The 16,776-nt window shown below is 56.2% G+C and carries 13 protein-coding genes and 1 tRNA gene; 6 read left to right on the top strand and 8 right to left on the bottom strand.

The annotated features are described in order from the left end of the window. Window positions 1-11 precede the first annotated feature (11 nt). The gene (gene trpD, locus PH7735_RS09485) at window positions 12-1,034 is read right to left on the bottom strand and encodes an anthranilate phosphoribosyltransferase (protein ID WP_058311001.1); all 1,023 of its coding nucleotides are present in this window, start codon (window positions 1,032-1,034) and stop codon (window positions 12-14) included. A 3-nt stretch (window positions 1,035-1,037) separates the two neighbouring features. After that, the gene (locus PH7735_RS09480; protein ID WP_058311000.1) at window positions 1,038-1,625 is read right to left on the bottom strand and encodes an anthranilate synthase component II; all 588 of its coding nucleotides are present in this window, start codon (window positions 1,623-1,625) and stop codon (window positions 1,038-1,040) included. A gap of 186 nt (window positions 1,626-1,811) precedes the next feature. Between PH7735_RS09480 and PH7735_RS09475 the strand changes: the two genes are divergently transcribed. Further along, window positions 1,812-3,275 (top strand): divergent polysaccharide deacteylase family protein, encoded by a 1,464-nt coding sequence (locus PH7735_RS09475; protein WP_058310999.1) that lies wholly within the window; start codon window positions 1,812-1,814, stop codon window positions 3,273-3,275. Window positions 3,276-3,359: 84 nt separating this feature from the next. Here the strand turns inward: PH7735_RS09475 and trpE are convergent, their stop codons facing one another. The 5 genes from trpE to fabI form a co-directional block, all read right to left on the bottom strand. After that, on the bottom strand, window positions 3,360-4,871 hold the full coding sequence (gene trpE / locus PH7735_RS09470; RefSeq protein WP_058310998.1) for an anthranilate synthase component I: 1,512 nt from the start codon (window positions 4,869-4,871) through the stop codon (window positions 3,360-3,362). A gap of 36 nt (window positions 4,872-4,907) precedes the next feature. Next, the gene (locus PH7735_RS09465) at window positions 4,908-6,752 is read right to left on the bottom strand and encodes a peptidylprolyl isomerase (RefSeq protein ID WP_058310997.1); all 1,845 of its coding nucleotides are present in this window, start codon (window positions 6,750-6,752) and stop codon (window positions 4,908-4,910) included. A 207-nt stretch (window positions 6,753-6,959) separates the two neighbouring features. Beyond that, the gene (locus PH7735_RS09460; RefSeq protein WP_058310996.1) at window positions 6,960-8,138 is read right to left on the bottom strand and encodes an aminotransferase; all 1,179 of its coding nucleotides are present in this window, start codon (window positions 8,136-8,138) and stop codon (window positions 6,960-6,962) included. Window positions 8,139-8,270: 132 nt separating this feature from the next. Then, a complete protein-coding gene (gene gpt, locus PH7735_RS09455; protein ID WP_058310995.1) occupies window positions 8,271-8,789 on the bottom strand; it encodes a xanthine phosphoribosyltransferase in 519 nt (172 codons plus the stop codon). Next, window positions 8,790-9,608 (bottom strand): enoyl-ACP reductase FabI, encoded by an 819-nt coding sequence (fabI, locus tag PH7735_RS09450; RefSeq protein WP_058310994.1) that lies wholly within the window; start codon window positions 9,606-9,608, stop codon window positions 8,790-8,792. A 93-nt stretch (window positions 9,609-9,701) separates the two neighbouring features. Between fabI and pdxH the strand changes: the two genes are divergently transcribed. The 5 genes from pdxH (at window position 9,702) to PH7735_RS09425 (ending at window position 15,986) form a co-directional block, all read left to right on the top strand. Next, complete coding sequence (gene pdxH / locus PH7735_RS09445; protein WP_058310993.1) at window positions 9,702-10,307, top strand: pyridoxamine 5'-phosphate oxidase; 606 nt, start codon at window positions 9,702-9,704, stop codon at window positions 10,305-10,307. Between the two features lie 118 nt (window positions 10,308-10,425). Further along, the gene (locus tag PH7735_RS09440) at window positions 10,426-10,950 is read left to right on the top strand and encodes a cold-shock protein (RefSeq protein WP_233488285.1); all 525 of its coding nucleotides are present in this window, start codon (window positions 10,426-10,428) and stop codon (window positions 10,948-10,950) included. 11 nt (window positions 10,951-10,961) lie between these two features. Beyond that, complete coding sequence (locus PH7735_RS09435) at window positions 10,962-11,441, top strand: DUF192 domain-containing protein (protein WP_058310992.1); 480 nt, start codon at window positions 10,962-10,964, stop codon at window positions 11,439-11,441. 28 nt (window positions 11,442-11,469) lie between these two features. After that, window positions 11,470-11,546 (top strand) — tRNA-Pro (locus PH7735_RS09430). A gap of 765 nt (window positions 11,547-12,311) precedes the next feature. After that, the gene (locus tag PH7735_RS09425; RefSeq protein WP_058310991.1) at window positions 12,312-15,986 is read left to right on the top strand and encodes a vitamin B12-dependent ribonucleotide reductase; all 3,675 of its coding nucleotides are present in this window, start codon (window positions 12,312-12,314) and stop codon (window positions 15,984-15,986) included. Between the two features lie 206 nt (window positions 15,987-16,192). On the opposite strand, the gene PH7735_RS09420 is transcribed toward PH7735_RS09425, so the two are convergent. After that, a complete protein-coding gene (locus PH7735_RS09420; protein ID WP_058310990.1) occupies window positions 16,193-16,735 on the bottom strand; it encodes a CatB-related O-acetyltransferase in 543 nt (180 codons plus the stop codon). Window positions 16,736-16,776: the final 41 nt, after the last annotated feature.

Genomic DNA, 16,776 nt, shown 5'->3' with positions numbered 1-16,776 from the left:
CTCGTCGTGCTTTATGACGCTGCCGATGTGATGCGAGCCAAAGCTTCGACTTTTTCAAGGGCTTTGCCGCTGTCGATGCTTTCGCGTGCCATGTCGACACCAACACGCAGGTCGCTTGCGGCATCCGCCACAACCAGTGCTGCCGCAGAATTCAGAAGAACCGCATCCCGATAGGCGCTTTGTGCCCCGTTCAGCAGGGCACGAAAGGCCATCGCGTTTTCTTCTGGCGTGCCCCCGACAATATCCTCGAAAGGATGGACCGGCAGGCCGGCATCTTCGGGATGAAGTTCGACATCGACGACCGACCCGTCTGTTTCCAACGCCGAGACCCAGCTCACGCCCGTGATCGTCAATTCATCTGTGCCATCCGATCCATGCACCAGCCATGCGCGTTCGCTGCCCAAACGGCCAAGTGTTTCCGCCATAGGACGGATCAGGTCGCGGGTGAATGCGCCCGTCAGCTGGCGCTTGACGCCAGCGGGGTTGGTCAACGGCCCGAGAATGTTGAAAATTGTGCGCGTGCCCAGCTCTTGTCGGGTGGGCATGACGTGGGCAATCGCGGGATGGTGCATGGGCGCCATCATGAAGGCTATGCCACACTCGGCCAGCGCTTTTTCCACGACCGACGGCCCGACCATCACATTGATGCCCATCTGGCTTTGAACATCTGCGGTACCAGATTTGGAGGACAGGTTGCGGTTTCCGTGTTTTGCCACGGCGACGCCCGCACCAGCCGTGACAAAGGCCGTTGCAGTCGAAATGTTCAGCGTGTGTTTGCCGTCGCCACCAGTGCCAACGATGTCGATGGCGCCGTCCGGCGCTTTGACGGCGTTGCATTTGGCCCGCATTACGGCGGCAGCGGCGGCATACTCATCAACGGTTTCGCCGCGTGTGCGCAGCGCCATCAAAAGACCGCCAATCTGGCTTGGGGTGGCGGCGCCATCAAACAGGATTGAAAAGGCCTGTTCTGCCTCGTCGCGCGTCAAGGGGCGGTCAGCCGCGTTTCCGATCAGCGGTTTGATTGCGTCGCTCATGGATCAGGCCTCTTCTGTTGCTGGCATCGTATCAAGAAAGTTCTTCAGCATGGCGTGGCCGTGTTCCGAAGCGATGGATTCGGGGTGGAACTGCACGCCTTGAATGGGCAATTCGCGGTGCTGCAGCCCCATGATGGTGCCATCTTCAAGTTCTGCGGTGATTTCAAGGCACTCAGGCAGGGTTTCGCGTTCCACGATCAAGGAATGATACCGCGTGGCCTCAAACGGAGAGGGCAGCCCCTTGAACAGGCCTTTGTTGTGGTGATGCATCGTGCCCATTTTGCCATGTACGATTTCATGACAGCGCACCACGTTGCCCCCAAAGGCCTGACCAATGGTCTGGTGGCCGAGGCACACACCCATCAACGGTGTCCTGGTTTCGGCGGCCGCTTCGGTCAGGGCCAGACAAATTCCGGCCTGATCCGGATCGCAAGGACCCGGAGATAAAAGGATCCCGGCGGGTTTTAATCCCATTGCGTCCTGAACCGTCAGGGCATCATTGCGGTAAACGCTCACATCCGCGCCAAGCTCGCCCAGATAATGCACGAGATTGTAGGTGAAGCTGTCATAGTTATCGATCAGGAGCAGCATGTTACAGTTCTTTGTCCAAAGATGAGAAACAGGGTAGAGACCCTGGCCATGGTCGCGGTATACATGTTCAGGCTTGGCGCGTAGGGTCAAGAGGGTGTGGACAGGTTCACACCCCGCAAACCCGTCAATCGCACGAGAAACAGGCGACCAGAAGGGTCGAAAAGAGCAGGCAAGGGGGCGAAAAGCATGTTCAGAGGTTTGATATCCGGCGTTTTCTGGGGCGCAATCATCGTGGCAATTGTTGTGGGGCTTGCGTCTTTGCTGGCACCGCTGCCTGCGACGGTCACACTTCAAACGGATGCAACAGAACCCGTGGCCGGCACAGAATCTTCTGAAGGCGCCGCAATGGGTACCGGATCACAGGCAGATGAAACTGTTCCCGAAGCAGACCTGCCAGAGGTTTCGGCCTCTGCAGATGGCGATCAGCCCCCGCTTGCGGACACCGAATCTGCGCCCCAGCCCCAGATTTCGACACCCGGAACAGGGATGGTTGCGCCCGATACCGGTGCGTCCTCGTCTGAAATGAGCAGTGATGCCATGTCCGATCCCGTCTTGCCCGAAACGCAGGCACAGGTGCCGTCGGCGCCCGTTGGGGCGGATGAGTTGTCGATCACCACCAACCCCGCACAGCCAATGGCCCCAGCCGTGCCCGAGACCGAAGGCGCGTTTTCCTCCTCTGCTGACGGCGTTACGGACGAAGAGGGCATGGAAGCCCCACAAAGTGACAGCGAAGCCTTGTTGACCGAGGAAGGCGCATTTGAAACGCCAGACCCTGCGCCCGAACAGGATGTGACCCCCTCGGCCGAAGGGGGAGAAGCCGAAATGCAACAAGCAGAAGCGTCGGCAGATGGCGAGTCGATGCTAAAGCCAGCAGGCAATCTGGAAGAAACCTTCCCACAGCTTGAATCCTCACGACTGCCGACTGTTTCTGACGAGGGCGAAGGCGCGGATGCCGTTGAAGAAATGGCAAAGACGCGCCCGTTTGATGTCAACGCCGAACCGTTTGAGGCCGACCCGGGCAAGCCTGTGATGTCTATCGTGCTGATCGACGATGGCACTGCAAACATCGATGTTCAGGCACTCGGCAGCTTTCCTTATCCGCTGAGCTTCGCGGTAAACACCCTCGCACCGGATGTTGCTGACCGTGTTGCACAGTATCGCGGCATGGGGTTCGAAGTTTTGGCCATGATTGACCTTCCTGCGGGCGCGGCAGCGGGCGATGTTGAAGTGGCTCTGGATGCCCACCTGTCCGCCATACCCGAAGCCGTCGGCGTGCTTGAGGGTGTCGCAGACGGCCTGCAAGGTTCCAAAGTGGTCTCTGACCAGACTCGCGCCGTGCTGCTTGGGTCGGGGCATGGGCTCGTGATGTTCCCCAAAGGATTGAACACGGCGCAAAAACTGGCCTCTCGCGACGGGGTTCCTGCCGCAACTGTGTTTCGCGATTTTGACGGCAAAGGCCAGAACGCAACCGTCATCCGGCGCTTCCTTGATCAGGCGGCGTTCAAAGCCGGTCAGGAAGGCGGCGTGATCATGGTTGGCCGTGTCCGCGACGAAACCGTTTCCGCATTGTTGCTGTGGGGCTTGCAAGACCGGGCCAACACCGTGTCTCTGGCACCGGTGTCCACATTGCTGCGCCAGAAAGAACTCTGATCCGATAGAGGTCCTTCCAAAATAGAAAAGCCCCGAAACCAGAATCCGGTTTCGGGGCTTTTTCTTTGCAAAACAGACTGTTGGTCAGCTGTTGCCGGATCCGGTAAATCGTGCCGCATCTGCCGCTGCGCGTCGGATGGCATTCGATTTATGCACGGTTTCCATATATTCGGCCTCTGGATCGCTGTCGTAAACGACACCGCCACCAGCCTGAATATAGAGTTTTTCATCTTTCACGATGGCTGTGCGCAGGGCAATACAGATATCCATATCACCGCCCGAGCTGAAATACCCGACACCGCCGCCATAGACACCGCGCTTTTCAGGCTCGAGTTCGTCAATGATTTCCATTGCGCGCACTTTGGGTGCACCGGAAACCGTGCCTGCGGGCATGCCTGCAAAAAACGCATCCAGCGCATCTTTGTCGTCGGACAGCTCACCCACCACATTTGACACGATGTGCATCACATGGCTGTAGCGTTCGATGATGAACTTTTCGGTTGGACGTACCGTGCCAACTTTGGACACACGTGCGGTGTCATTCCGGCCCAGATCAAGCAGCATCAAATGCTCTGCCAGTTCTTTCTTGTCGGCCAGCAGATCTGCTTCCAGCGCGTTGTCTTCTTCGGGCGTGGCACCGCGAGGGCGGGTGCCGGCGATCGGACGAATGGTGACCTCGTCCCCAAAGACCCGCACAAGAATTTCGGGGCTCGCGCCTACAACCTGAAATCCGCCGAAGTTGAAATAGAACATGAACGGCGACGGGTTGGTGCGCCGCAAACTGCGATAAAGCGCAAAAGGAGGCTGGCGGAAATCCTGTGTCCAGCGTTGCGCTGGCACCACCTGAAAGATGTCACCGGCACGGATATAGTCTTTGGCCTTTTCCACAGCCGCCATATAGCCGGACTTGGTAAAGTTGCTGACCGGTGGGGCAATCTCGTCCGCATCGCCCAGATCACGCGCGGCCTGTGGCATCGCCCGTTCCAGATCGCGCACCGCATCCATTACGCGCTCTGCGGCCTGTGCATAGGCGGCCTTGGCGGTCATGCCGTCGTTCGCCCATGCTGGGCTTACCACGGTGACTTCGCCTTTGACGCCGTCCAGAACCGCCACAACAGAGGGGCGCAACATGCATCCGTCCGGCAATCCCAGAGGGTCGGGATTCACATTGGGCAAATGTTCGACAAGACGGATCATGTCATAGCCAAGATACCCGAACAGCCCGGCCGCTGCCTGAGGCAGGTCTTCCGGCAGGTCGATCCGGCTTTCCTCGATCAGGGCGCGTAGGGCTGTCAGTGGTTCGATATCCTGATCTTCGAATCCATCGGGATCAAACCGCGCACTGCGGTTGATGCGAGATTGGGTGCCGTGACACTGCCAGACCAGATCGGGTTTCATTCCGATGATCGAATAACGCCCGCGGACCTCGCCTCCGGTGACGGATTCCAACATGAATGCGTCTTTCTGGGCGCCGGTCAGTTTGAGCATGAGGGACACAGGCGTGTCCAGATCCGCCGCCAGTCGGGTATAGACGACCTGATTGCGACCAGCCTCATAGGCGGCGGCAAAGCTGTCAAAAGAGGGTGTCAGTTCCACGATAGTTACCTTTTGCGGCCGGGTGTTACGCCGGTCTTACTGGAATTGGGCGTGCACCGCATTCAGCGCCTGCTGGTTTACGGTGACAGGATAGACGTTTTGCAGATCGGCGGCATAGGCCTGATAGACATCCAGCGCCAACGCTTCTGATGCCTGCTGGAGCACCAGCTGCCGCATCTGTTGCGTGTTGGGGTTGGTGAGATCAGGTGCGCGTACCGCATCCAGACGGGCAAGAATAACGTGATCCTGTGCCTGAATGGCGATGACTTTGCCTGCTTCGAGGCCGAAGATCTGGCTCACAAAATTGGCGGGAACCTCGGCCACGAAACCGTCACGCAGAATACCGGCTTCGGAACGCGCTTCCAGACCAAAGGCATCAAATGCTGCAGTGCCTTCGAGCTGTGTCACGAGACCGTCTGCCATCTCTTGCAGGCGGCGAACCGTTTCCGAGTTGGTCCAGTCGGTCAGAACCTGAGGGCGCACTTCTTCAAACGGTTTTGGTGTCGCGTCGGTTTCATCATCCAGACGCAGAGCAAAGATGCCGCCATCCTCAAGCTGTTCAACCTGTGGGAAATCGGATGTTTTGACCTGAGCCGCAACGGCGCGGAAGGCTTCATATCCCGCGATGGGTTCCAGCGCATTTGCGTGCCATCCCAGCGTGCCGAATTCCATTTCGGTTTCTTTGGCCAGTTCTTCAACTGTGGCGCCAGCTGCCAGCAGATCGTCAATATCGCCGATCTGGGTGTCGATGATCCGGCGTGCGCGTTCCGCTGCCAGTTCTTCGCGCAGGACGGGCAGGGCGTCTTCAAAGGTGGTCGACTGTGCTGGCAAAATGCCATTGATGCGGAACAGGGCTGCGCCCAGATCAGAGTTGACCGGTCCAACAATCGATCCGCTTGGCGCAACAAAAACCGCTTCTCCAGCCGCGCCGCCCAGTTCGTTCTGGCTGACGTCGCCCATGTCGACATCGGCCAGTTGCAGGCCGCGTTCGTCAACAATCGTCTCAAAAGAAGCTTCGCCGCGGTTCATCCGGTCAAGGGCCAGCTGGGCGTCTTCTTCGGTTGCAAACCCAAGACGTTCGACAAGGCGGCGTTCGGCGCGATTGTATTCGCCACTGCGTGCCTCATAGGTTTCGCGCAGGGTGGTCTCGTCGATCTCGACAGTGTCGATCAACATGTCCGGCGTGAGCCATGCATAGGAAATATTGCGTGTGGCCGGGTGCATGTAGTTGTCGAGGTTTGCATCATAAAACGCACGCAGTGTTACATCATCGGCTGCAGGGGTGGGCACGACAAGCATATCTGCATCAAGGCGTGCAATGGTGACATCACGCTCTTCGCCGACATAGTTCAACAAAGTGTTTGCATAGGTTTCAGGCATCGCAACACCGGTGATCAGACCGGCTTGCAACCAGCGGCGGGCGGTTTCGTCACGTACGCTTTCTTCGAATTCCGCTTCGCTCAAACGGGCCTGTTCCATGGCATAGCTATAGGCATCACGGTTAAAAGATCCGTCCGCGTTCTGGAATTCCGGAATGCTGAAAAGCTCTTGCGCCAGGTTTTCGTCACCAAGCGACAGACCCATGCGCCGGTTTTCGGCATCCATTGCGTGTTGTGCAATGAGATTGGCCAATACCGCCTGATCCAATCCACCCGCGCGCGCATCGGCAAAGCTGATCGCCTGACCGGCTTGGGCCTCGATGACACCAATCTCGCGTTGCAGCTCGAGCGCATATTCATTGAGCGTGACTTCTTCATCGCCAACAGTGCCAAGCGTGGTCACGGTTCCCGAAAGATTCAAGGCGCCGAAACCGCCGAGACCGACGATGAGCATGGCCATCAGGATCCAGACCAGAATGCTTGATGTTTTTCCCTTGGACATATGTATTTCCCCGTCGTTGGCGGTCGTGAAAAAGACCCTTCGGGGATGTCTACGCTGCATGGCTTGGGGTCGCAAGAGGTGACGGGCGGCCCAAGGGCGCAGAGCATCACATTTGCGCGGGTTTTGCGGGCAAACACGCCATTCCCCGTGCCCCCGATCGTGTTGGTATCGGGGATACGGCAAGGTTCTCGGGATAAGTCGGAAGGATCAGAGCGCTCCCACGCCCTGCAATCGTTCGAACAGTGTCTGAATGCCCGCGCGGTCCACATTGGCAAAGGCGATGCGCATCTGTTTCTTGCCGTCAGGATCGCCGGTGGGGGTGAACATTGTTCCGGGCAGTGTCAAAACATGTGCCTTGCGCACCAATGACTGGGCAAGCTGATCCGAGGGCATGTCAAAGGGGTGTTCCACATAGGCGAAATAGGCGCCCACGCCCATCAGTTTCCAACCTTCGGGTTCGAGCATCGGGAAATGGTCTGAAATGGCGGCGCGACGGTCAAGGATTTCGGCACGTTCCCCCGAAAGCCATTGCCCAAGGTTCTGCATGCCCCAAAGGGCTGCGTGCTGGCCCAGCTGGTTTGGACAGATCGTGACCGTGTCGAGAAACTTTTCGGCTTCGGCCAGACGCGCGGCGCTGGTGATCATCGCGCCAACCCGATGGCCGGTTAGCCGGTACGCCTTGGAGAAGGAATAAAGCTGGATCAGCGTGTCATGCCAATCGGGATCAGCAAACAGATTGTGCGGGGCCCCTGTACGCGAATCAAAGTCGCGGTAGGTCTCGTCAACGATCAGGGCACAGCCCTTGTCGCGGGCCAGATCGAAAAAGCTCTGAACCAGATCGGAGGGGTATTCGACGCCGCCCGGATTGTTCGGGGTGACAAGTACAACCGCACGTGTGCGGTCCGTCATCAGCGCTGCAGCCTGATCAGGATCGGGCAACAGGTTTGGCCCAGTTGGCAGGGGCACAGCCGTGACACCCAACATATCCAGCCACATTTTATGGTTGAAATACCAAGGCGTTGGCAGGATCACCTCATCCCCTTCGCCGCACAGGCTCATGATCGCGGCACAGAAGGCCTGATTACAGCCGGACGTGATGGAAACCTGTTCCGCCGCGATGTCACCGCCATAGGCCGCCGAGAACTGGCTTGCCACTTCCGCGCGCAATTCCGGCAAACCCAGAACCGGCCCATAGAGATGGGCGTCGGGCACATTCAGTGCCGTTTCGGCGATGTGGCGCCGCAATGCTTCGGGGGGCGGATCAACCGGAGCCGCCTGGCTGACATTGATCAGGGGCATGTCCTGCGTAAACTGCACGCCCTCAAGCCAGCGTCGTGCCTCCATCACAGGGGGGGCAAAGGTTGTGGCGGTGCGGGGCAGGGTCATGGATTTCTCCTGAACGTTAAAACGACAAAAGCGACCCTAGGGGCCGCTTTCGCTCAAGGCAATCCGCCAAGTCGTGTTCTGTTCGAAATTCATGTTCCCCGAGAAACCATGACCATTCGAAGCGGGCAGGGATTAATCTGTGCCGCGATAGGGTTCGACGTATTGCAGCGCCATGTCCCACGGGAAGAAAATCCATGTGTCCTGGCTCACGCCGGTGATGAACGTATCCACCATGGGCTCGCCTTTGGGTTTGGCGTAAACGGTTGCGAAATGCGCTTTGGGGTAAAGTTCGCGCACCAGCTCGAGTGTTTTACCGCTGTCGACAAGGTCATCCACGATGAGGATCCCTTCGCCGTCGCCCATCAGTTCGGCGTCAGGGCTCTTGAGAACCTGCGCGTCGCGCTGCTCGTCCTGTTTGCCGCCGCCCGAGTGGTAGGATTTCACGCTGATCGTATCAACCGTGCGAATGTCGAGTTCACGGCTCACGATCATGGCAGGGGCCATGCCGCCGCGTGTGATCGCAACAACCGCTCTCCATGCGCCATTGTCGGGGCCGTGCCCGTCCAGACGCCACGCCAAGGCGCGGCTGTCGCGGTGGATTTGATCCCAGCTGATGTGGAACCCTTTTTCATGAGGCAAACGATCGGTCATTTATTTTCTCCCGGTCACGGCGTCGATATCGGGCGCGTCGACGGCTTTCATTCCGACCACGTGATATCCCGCATCAACGTGAAGGTTTTCGCCCGTGACACCCGAACCCAGATCGGACAGCAGATAAAGCGCCGAGTTGCCGACATCATCAATTGTTACATTGCGACGCAGGGGCGAATTCAGTTCGTTCCATTTCAGGATATAGCGGAAGTCACCAATGCCCGAAGCCGCCAATGTTTTGATGGGGCCGGCCGAGATCGCGTTCACACGGATACCATCTTTGCCCAGATCTTCGGCAAGATACATGACCGACGCTTCGAGGGCGGCCTTGGCCACACCCATGACATTATAATGTGGCATCACCTGTTCCGCACCATAGTAGGTGAGGGTGAGGGCAGAGCCACCTTCTTTCATCAGCTTCTCGGCGCGCTGCATCACAGCCGTGAACGAGTAGACCGAAATGTCCATAGTCATAAGGAAGTTGTCTTTCGACGTTTCCACATAGCGGCCGCGCAGTTCGTTCTTGTCTGAGAAACCGATGGCGTGCACGAGAAAGTCGATCTTGCCCCATTTGGCTTCGATTTCTGCAAATGCCTTGTCGATCGAGTCCGGGTCAGAAACATCACAATCGATCAGTGTTTCGACGCCAAGCTTCTCGGCCAGGGGTTCGACACGTTTCTTGAACGCATCCCCCATGTAAGAGAAAGCCATCTCTGCGCCTGCATCTGCACAGGCCTTTGCGATGCCCCAGGCAATCGACTTGTCGTTGGCTAGGCCCATAATGAGGCCGCGCTTGCCTGCCATCAGATTGTTTGACATTCCGTCATCTCCGTCCAAATTCGGTTGAAGGACGTTTAGGCGATACAACAGATCGCATCAAGAGCGGCATAAAACGCAGACAAAGGGAAAGATATGTCAGACAGAACTGGAATTTTTGCAGGGGACGACCCGTTTTCCATCGCACGTTTGTGGCTGGCCGAGGCGGAAAAATCCGAAATCAACGATCCCAACGCGATTGCATTGTCGACTGTGGACGCCGATGGCCTGCCGAATGCACGCATGGTGCTGCTCAAGGATATCGAGGATGACGCCTTTGTGTTTTACACCAATTACGGGAGCGCTAAGGCACAGGAAGTAGAGCAGGGCGGCAAAGCGGCCTTTGTCATGCACTGGAAATCATTGCGTCGCCAAATTCGGGTGCGCGGCACCGTGGCCCGTGAAGAGGGGCCACAGGCCGATGCCTATTATGCTTCGCGGTCTTTAAAGAGCCGTTTAGGTGCCTGGGCCTCGGACCAGTCCAAACCGCTTTCGTCGCGCACGGCCCTGATGGCCGAAGTCGCAAAAGTCACCGCACAACAGGGACCATCGCCCAAGCGCCCGCCATTCTGGGGGGGCTATCGCATTGATCCTGTTGAAATAGAATTCTGGGCAGACGGTGCATTTCGCCTGCATGACCGGTTCGTCTGGCGTCGCGATTCAGCCGAAACAGAATGGAAAATTAACCGTTTGAATCCCTAGTTTTCACGTCACGTGAAAAGCAAGTCTCTGAAAAACGTACATTTTCGCTTGCTGTGCAGTAATAATTGTCGCAGAATCTCTTAATGTCATGGGGATGATGTTACGTAAGGGTAATCTGTTGAGTGAAAACGAAAAAGTGAGTGTCCGAATCGCCGGAGAGGTGAAGTGGTTCGATCCGGTTAAGGGATTTGGCTTCGTTCTATCCGACGATGGCGGTCCGGATATTCTGTTACATGCGAATGTACTTCGCAATTTTGGGCAAAGCTCTGTTGCAGATTCAGCGCGGGTGGAAATCGTCGTGCAGGAAACAGACCGGGGGGTGCAGGCCGTAGAAATCCTGCGCATTGATGCACCTGCAACGGCTCTGTCTGCGACTTTGGAAGATTTTAAAGATCTTGATGAAACAGAGATGCGCAATGCACCTCTTGAACCTGCGCGGGTGAAATGGTTCGACAAGGGAAAGGGCTTTGGGTTTGCCAATATCTTTGGTCGCCCTGAAGATGTGTTTGTCCATATCGAAGTACTGCGCCGGTCCGGCTTGTCCGATCTGCAACCCGGAGAAGCCTTGGCCGTTCGCGTGATCCAAGGTAAGCGTGGATGCATGGCGACCGAAGTGTCCGCCTGGGAAAGTGCTTTGATCTAGGAAGTTTACTCATGATTAATCCCCTGAGGGGTGCAGCGGTGGCGGTGGCCACTCTGTCTGGTACAGTTGTTTTTGCGCAAGACTGCCGCGAAGACGCTGTTTTTTTGCGTGGTGATTGGGGACAGGCCCGATTTTCTGTCGAAGTTGCGGATGATGCACAGGAACGTGCCGTTGGTCTGATGAATCGCGACCAGATGTCCAGCAGTGCCGGAATGCTTTTCGTTTTTGAACAAACGGAACCGGTTTCTTTCTGGATGGAAAACACACTGATTCCCCTCGACATGCTTTTTATCGCGGAAAATGGCGTGGTTTCACGTATCCATTCGAATGCCCAACCACTGGACCGGACCCCCATTCCCAGCGGCTCACCCGTGCGCTATGTCCTTGAAATTAAGGGCGGACTGGCCGAACGCATGGGGATTGTGGCAGGCAGCGAAGTACAACATTCATCTATTTTAAAAGAAGTTGCGGTTTGGCCTTGTGACCCGTGAACATTATCGCTAAATCACCCCCACGGTCCGGGGCGTAGCGCAGTCTGGTAGCGCACCTGTTTTGGGTACAGGGGGTCGCAAGTTCGAATCTTGCCGTCCCGACCACTTAAATTTCCCAACTTCGATATGACGATGCCGCTTGCTTCAAGCGGCATGACAGTCATTCGGCGTTTGCCTAAAAGGCAACGCACATCGTGTAATAAACGGGCAGATCTGGCCCGGCCATCACGACCGGTGGGTTTTTCACCTACTCTCAGTTCCCATACCTCGCCGTGCCACTTTGAGTGCCACCCCGGCATCTGACTGCAATGCACCGCTCCGGATTCGGCAGGTTCGATTCGGTTTTTGTGTCGGTGTGATGACAAATGCACATATATTGTGTTTCCCTTGCGTAAATTGCAATTTTACCCACAACATGTTGTGGATAACTGACGCGAAAATTAACCTCTTCTGAATTTTTGTTATTTTCTAATACCTTCCGGTGACCACTTTATCCTGCTGGCGGCAGATCGGTATTTCGCACCTGCGGAAAGGAATCATTATGGGGCCTGCGGCTTCAATTTGGGCCACACCGTCAACTCCAAAAATCTCGATATTGGGTAAATAAATGGTTTGACCCGACAAGGCTCGATACGCCAGATTGTGCGGGCAGATCAGGAAGTCCACAACATATAGTGGTTAGGCCATGATCTGGGCAGGGACAGATTACAATATCACTCCAGACGTCAACGTCTTGGCATCAGCGAACGAAAGCTCATTCGGTCGCGCCTTTAGGATTGTCTTCTTTGCTCAGGGAACTCTTGAGACCTGCGCCGCCCGCAATGACGGGCGGAAGGGGAAAGACAAAAAGTTCGGGACTTAGAGGCAACAATGAAAATTGAAAGAAAATTCACCAAGGCAGGGCAGTGTGCATATTCGGATCTGGATTTCGTCACGACCGAATCCGAGATTCGCAACCCGGACGGGACCATCGTGTTCCGGCTGGACGAAATCGAAGTCCCCGCAAAATGGAGCCAGGTGGCAAGTGATGTCATCGCCCAGAAATATTTCCGCAAAGCCGGCGTGCCTTCGAAACTGAAGAAAGTACGCGAAAAAGGTGTTCCAGAGTTCTTGTGGCGCTCGGTTCCGACCGAAGACGCCGAGATTTCCGGCGAAACATCCGCGAAACAGGTGTTTGACCGCCTTGCAGGGGCATGGACCTACTGGGGCTGGAAAGGTGGCTATTTCACAGACACCGACGATGCGCGCGCCTATTTTGACGAGATGCGCTTTATGCTTGCGACCCAACGCGCCGCGCCGAACTCTCCTCAATGGTTCAACACCGGCCTGCATTGGGCCTATGGCATCGATGGCCCCGCTCAGGGTCACTATTATGTCGACTACAAGTCCGGCAAGCTGACCAAGTCGAAATCAAGCTATGAGCATCCCCAACCGCATGCCTGCTTTATTCAATCGGTCAGTGATGATCTGGTTGGCGACGGCGGCATCATGGATTTGTGGGTGCGTGAAGCCCGCCTGTTTAAATATGGCTCGGGCACTGGCACCAACTTCTCGTCCTTGCGCGCAGATGGCGAATCTTTGTCCGGCGGCGGCAAATCTTCGGGCCTGATGGGCTTTCTCAAGATCGGTGACCGCGCAGCAGGCGCCATCAAATCCGGCGGCACAACACGTCGTGCGGCCAAGATGGTGATTGTTGATGCAGATCACCCCGATGTTGAGGAATACATCAACTGGAAGGTCAAAGAAGAGCAAAAGGTCGCGTCAATCGTGGCTGGCTCGAAGATGCACGAAGAAAAGCTGAATGGTATCTTCGCAGCGATCCGCCAGTGGGATGGCGCTGCTCAAGATGCCTATGATCCCAAGGCCAACGACAGTCTTAAATCCGCGATCCGCGAAGCCAAAAAGGTTGCGATCCCAGAGACCTATGTCAAACGCGTGCTGGATTATGCCAAGCAGGGATATGACAGCATCGAATTCCCGACATATGACACAGACTGGGACTCCGAAGCCTACGCATCGGTGTCGGGCCAAAACTCGAACAACTCGATCCGCGTCACAGACGCATTCCTGAAAGCCGTCGAAAACGACGACGATTGGGAGTTGATCCGCCGGACCGACGGTAGCGTTGCCAAAACCATCAAGGCGCGCAAACTGTGGGAAGATGTGGGACACGCGGCATGGGCATGCGCCGATCCCGGCATCCAGTACCACGATACGGTCAACGCGTGGCACACATGCCCCGAAGACGGTGAGATTCGCGGCTCAAACCCTTGTTCCGAATACATGTTCCTGGATGATACGGCGTGTAACCTTGCCTCTATGAACCTTCTGACCTTCTATAAGGACGGAGAGTTTCAGGCCGAAGATTACATGCATGCCACGCGCCTGTGGACGATCACACTCGAAATTTCGGTGACCATGGCACAGTTCCCGTCCAAGGAAATTGCACAGCTGTCTTACGACTTCCGCACCTTGGGTCTGGGCTATGCCAACATCGGTGGTCTGTTGATGAACATGGGCCACAGCTATGACAGCGACGAAGGGCGCGCTTTGGCGGGTGCCCTGACGGCGATGATGACCGGTGTGGCCTATGCCACCTCGGCCGAGATGGCGGGCGAGTTGGGCGCGTTCAGCGGATACCAACGCAACGCCGACCACATGCTGCGTGTGATCCGCAACCACCGTCGTGCGGCCTATGGCGAGACTTCCGGTTACGAAGGTCTGGATATCAAACCTGTCGCACTTGACCATGCAAGCTGTCCTGATCAGCGCCTTGTCGCCTTGGCTCAATCGGCATGGGACGAAGCCCTCAAGCTGGGTGAAACGCACGGGTACCGCAACGCGCAGACCTCGGTTATTGCGCCGACAGGTACGATTGGTCTGGTAATGGATTGCGACACCACTGGGATCGAGCCTGACTTTGCACTGGTGAAGTTCAAAAAGCTGGCCGGCGGTGGCTATTTCAAGATCATCAACCGGTCCGTTCCCGCGGCTCTGGAAAAGCAGGGCTATAGCTCTGCCCAGATCGAAGAGATCGTCTCGTATGCGGTGGGTCATGGATCTTTGGGCAATGCGCCCGGCATCAATCATACTTCCTTGATTGGTCACGGATTTGGCGAAAATGAACTGAACAAGATCGAAGCCGCCTTGGCGTCGGCCTTTGATATCCGGTTTGTTTTCAACCAGTGGACCCTTGGCGAAGAGTTCTGCACCAATGTATTGGGCATCCCGACCGAAAAGCTGAACGACCCAACCTTTGATCTGCTGTCGCATCTTGGCTTCACACGCAAAGACATTGATGCCGCAAATGATCACGTATGTGGCACTATGACCCTCGAAGGGGCGCCTTTCCTCAAAGAAGAGCACTACTCGATCTTTGATTGCGCCAACCCGTGCGGTAAAAAAGGCAAACGTTATCTGAGTGTTGAAAGCCACATCACAATGATGGCCGCAGCCCAGTCGTTTATTTCCGGTGCGATCTCCAAGACCATCAACATGGCAAACGACGCCACGATCGAAGACTGCCAGAAGGCCTATGAACTCAGCTGGTCCTTGGGCATCAAGGCAAACGCGCTGTATCGTGATGGTTCCAAACTGTCCCAGCCTTTGGCAGCTGCGCTTGTTGAAGATGACGAAGAAGCCGCCGAGACCCTGGAAACAGGGAATCCGCAGGAAAAAGCACAGGTTCTTGCCGAGAAGGTGATCGAAAAGGTCGTCATCAAAGAGATCGTCAAACGTCATCGCGAAAAGATGCCCGAACGTCGCAAGGGGTATACTCAAAAGGCGGTTGTTGGCGGCCACAAGGTGTATCTGCGCACGGGCGAATATTCTGACGGTAACTTGGGCGAAATCTTCATCGACATGCATAAAGAAGGCGCAGGCTTTCGGGCGATGATGAACAACTTTGCCATCGCGGTCTCGGTAGGCTTGCAATACGGCGTGCCGCTGGAAGAGTTTGTAGATGCCTTCACTTTCACCAAATTCGAACCGGCTGGCATGGTGCAGGGCAACGACTCGATCAAGAACGCCACCTCGATCCTTGACTATATCTTCCGTGAACTCGCGGTGAGCTATCTGGACCGGACCGATCTGGCGCATGTGAAACCAGAAGGCGCATCCTTTGATGATCTGGGACGCGGCGAAGAAGAGGGCGTTTCCAACGTTAAGGAACTGTCCGAAACGGCTGCGAACCGGTCGTTGGAAGTGTTGAAGCAGATTTCGTCGACTGGATATCTGCGCAAACGCGTCCCTCAAGAACTGGTCGTCATGAACGGCGGCAACGCTGGCGGTGTTGATCTGGGAAGCAGCGATCCGGTCGCCACCTTGCAGACCCTTGTTCCCGAAACGGGTTCTTTGGGTGTGGCACAGGTCGCAACGTCGGCCGCAGCAGTGACCAGCGGTGCGGTGGCAATGGATGCCCGCGTGAAAGCCAAGATGCAGGGATACGAAGGTGATCCTTGTGGCGATTGCGGGAACTATACCTTGGTGCGGAACGGGACTTGCATGAAATGCAACACCTGTGGTGGCACCAGCGGATGCAGTTAAGCCTGTCTCGTAAGGGATTGGTTTCAGGGGAACTTTGAAAAGAGTTTCCCGCATGAAAACGGGGATGACATGTCATACCCATCAGACGCGGAGCGGGTGCGCTTGCTCCGATACGACGCTCAGGCCGCAGGCATAAACCACGGGCGGTACATAAAGAGTGAGCCTGAGCGGCGAAACTGGGGGGCTATGCGCCCCCCAATTTTTTTCTAGGCAGGTGACTCGGAAAGGCCGAGGTCGGTTTCCAGTTTTTCAATGATCGCGCGGGCTGCGTCGGGCTCTTTCTCCCACCAGTGCGAGGCAAGAATCGCCTCGCGCGTTTCTGCATCGTCAAACCGGTATCCAACGATCTTGGCCGGTGATCCAACCGCAATCGCGAATGGCGGAATATCCTTGTTTACGAATGAGTTGGCGCCCACAACGCATCCATGACCCAAGCGCACGCCGCGCCGGATAATGGCATCAACACCAATCCAGACATCTGCCTCGATGATACAGTCGCCCTTGGTCAGAACGTCATAGCCATTTTCGTAAAACATACTTGCAGTTGAAACACGGTTGAGATCATGTTCCCCGTTGCCAATTGACGCGAAATTCCCGATCGAAACATACCGGCCAATCTGCGCCTTGGTCACAAAACAATTCAGCCCAATATAGGAATGGGCGCCAATTGTTGTGTCTTTGCTCACTTGAGAGTGCCGCCCGATTTTGACGTCAGGATAGCGTTTTCGCATTTTATAGTGCTTGAGCATGGATGTTTCCGCGGCAGGAAGCTGAGAGCTTCCTGCTTAGG

The sequence above is a fragment of the Shimia thalassica genome, assembly GCF_001458215.1.
In the GTDB taxonomy this organism is placed as follows: Bacteria; Pseudomonadota; Alphaproteobacteria; order Rhodobacterales; family Rhodobacteraceae; genus Shimia; species Shimia thalassica.
The sequence above is the reverse complement of the archived record's forward strand: the minus strand, read 5'-3'. Positions and strand labels throughout refer to the sequence as shown.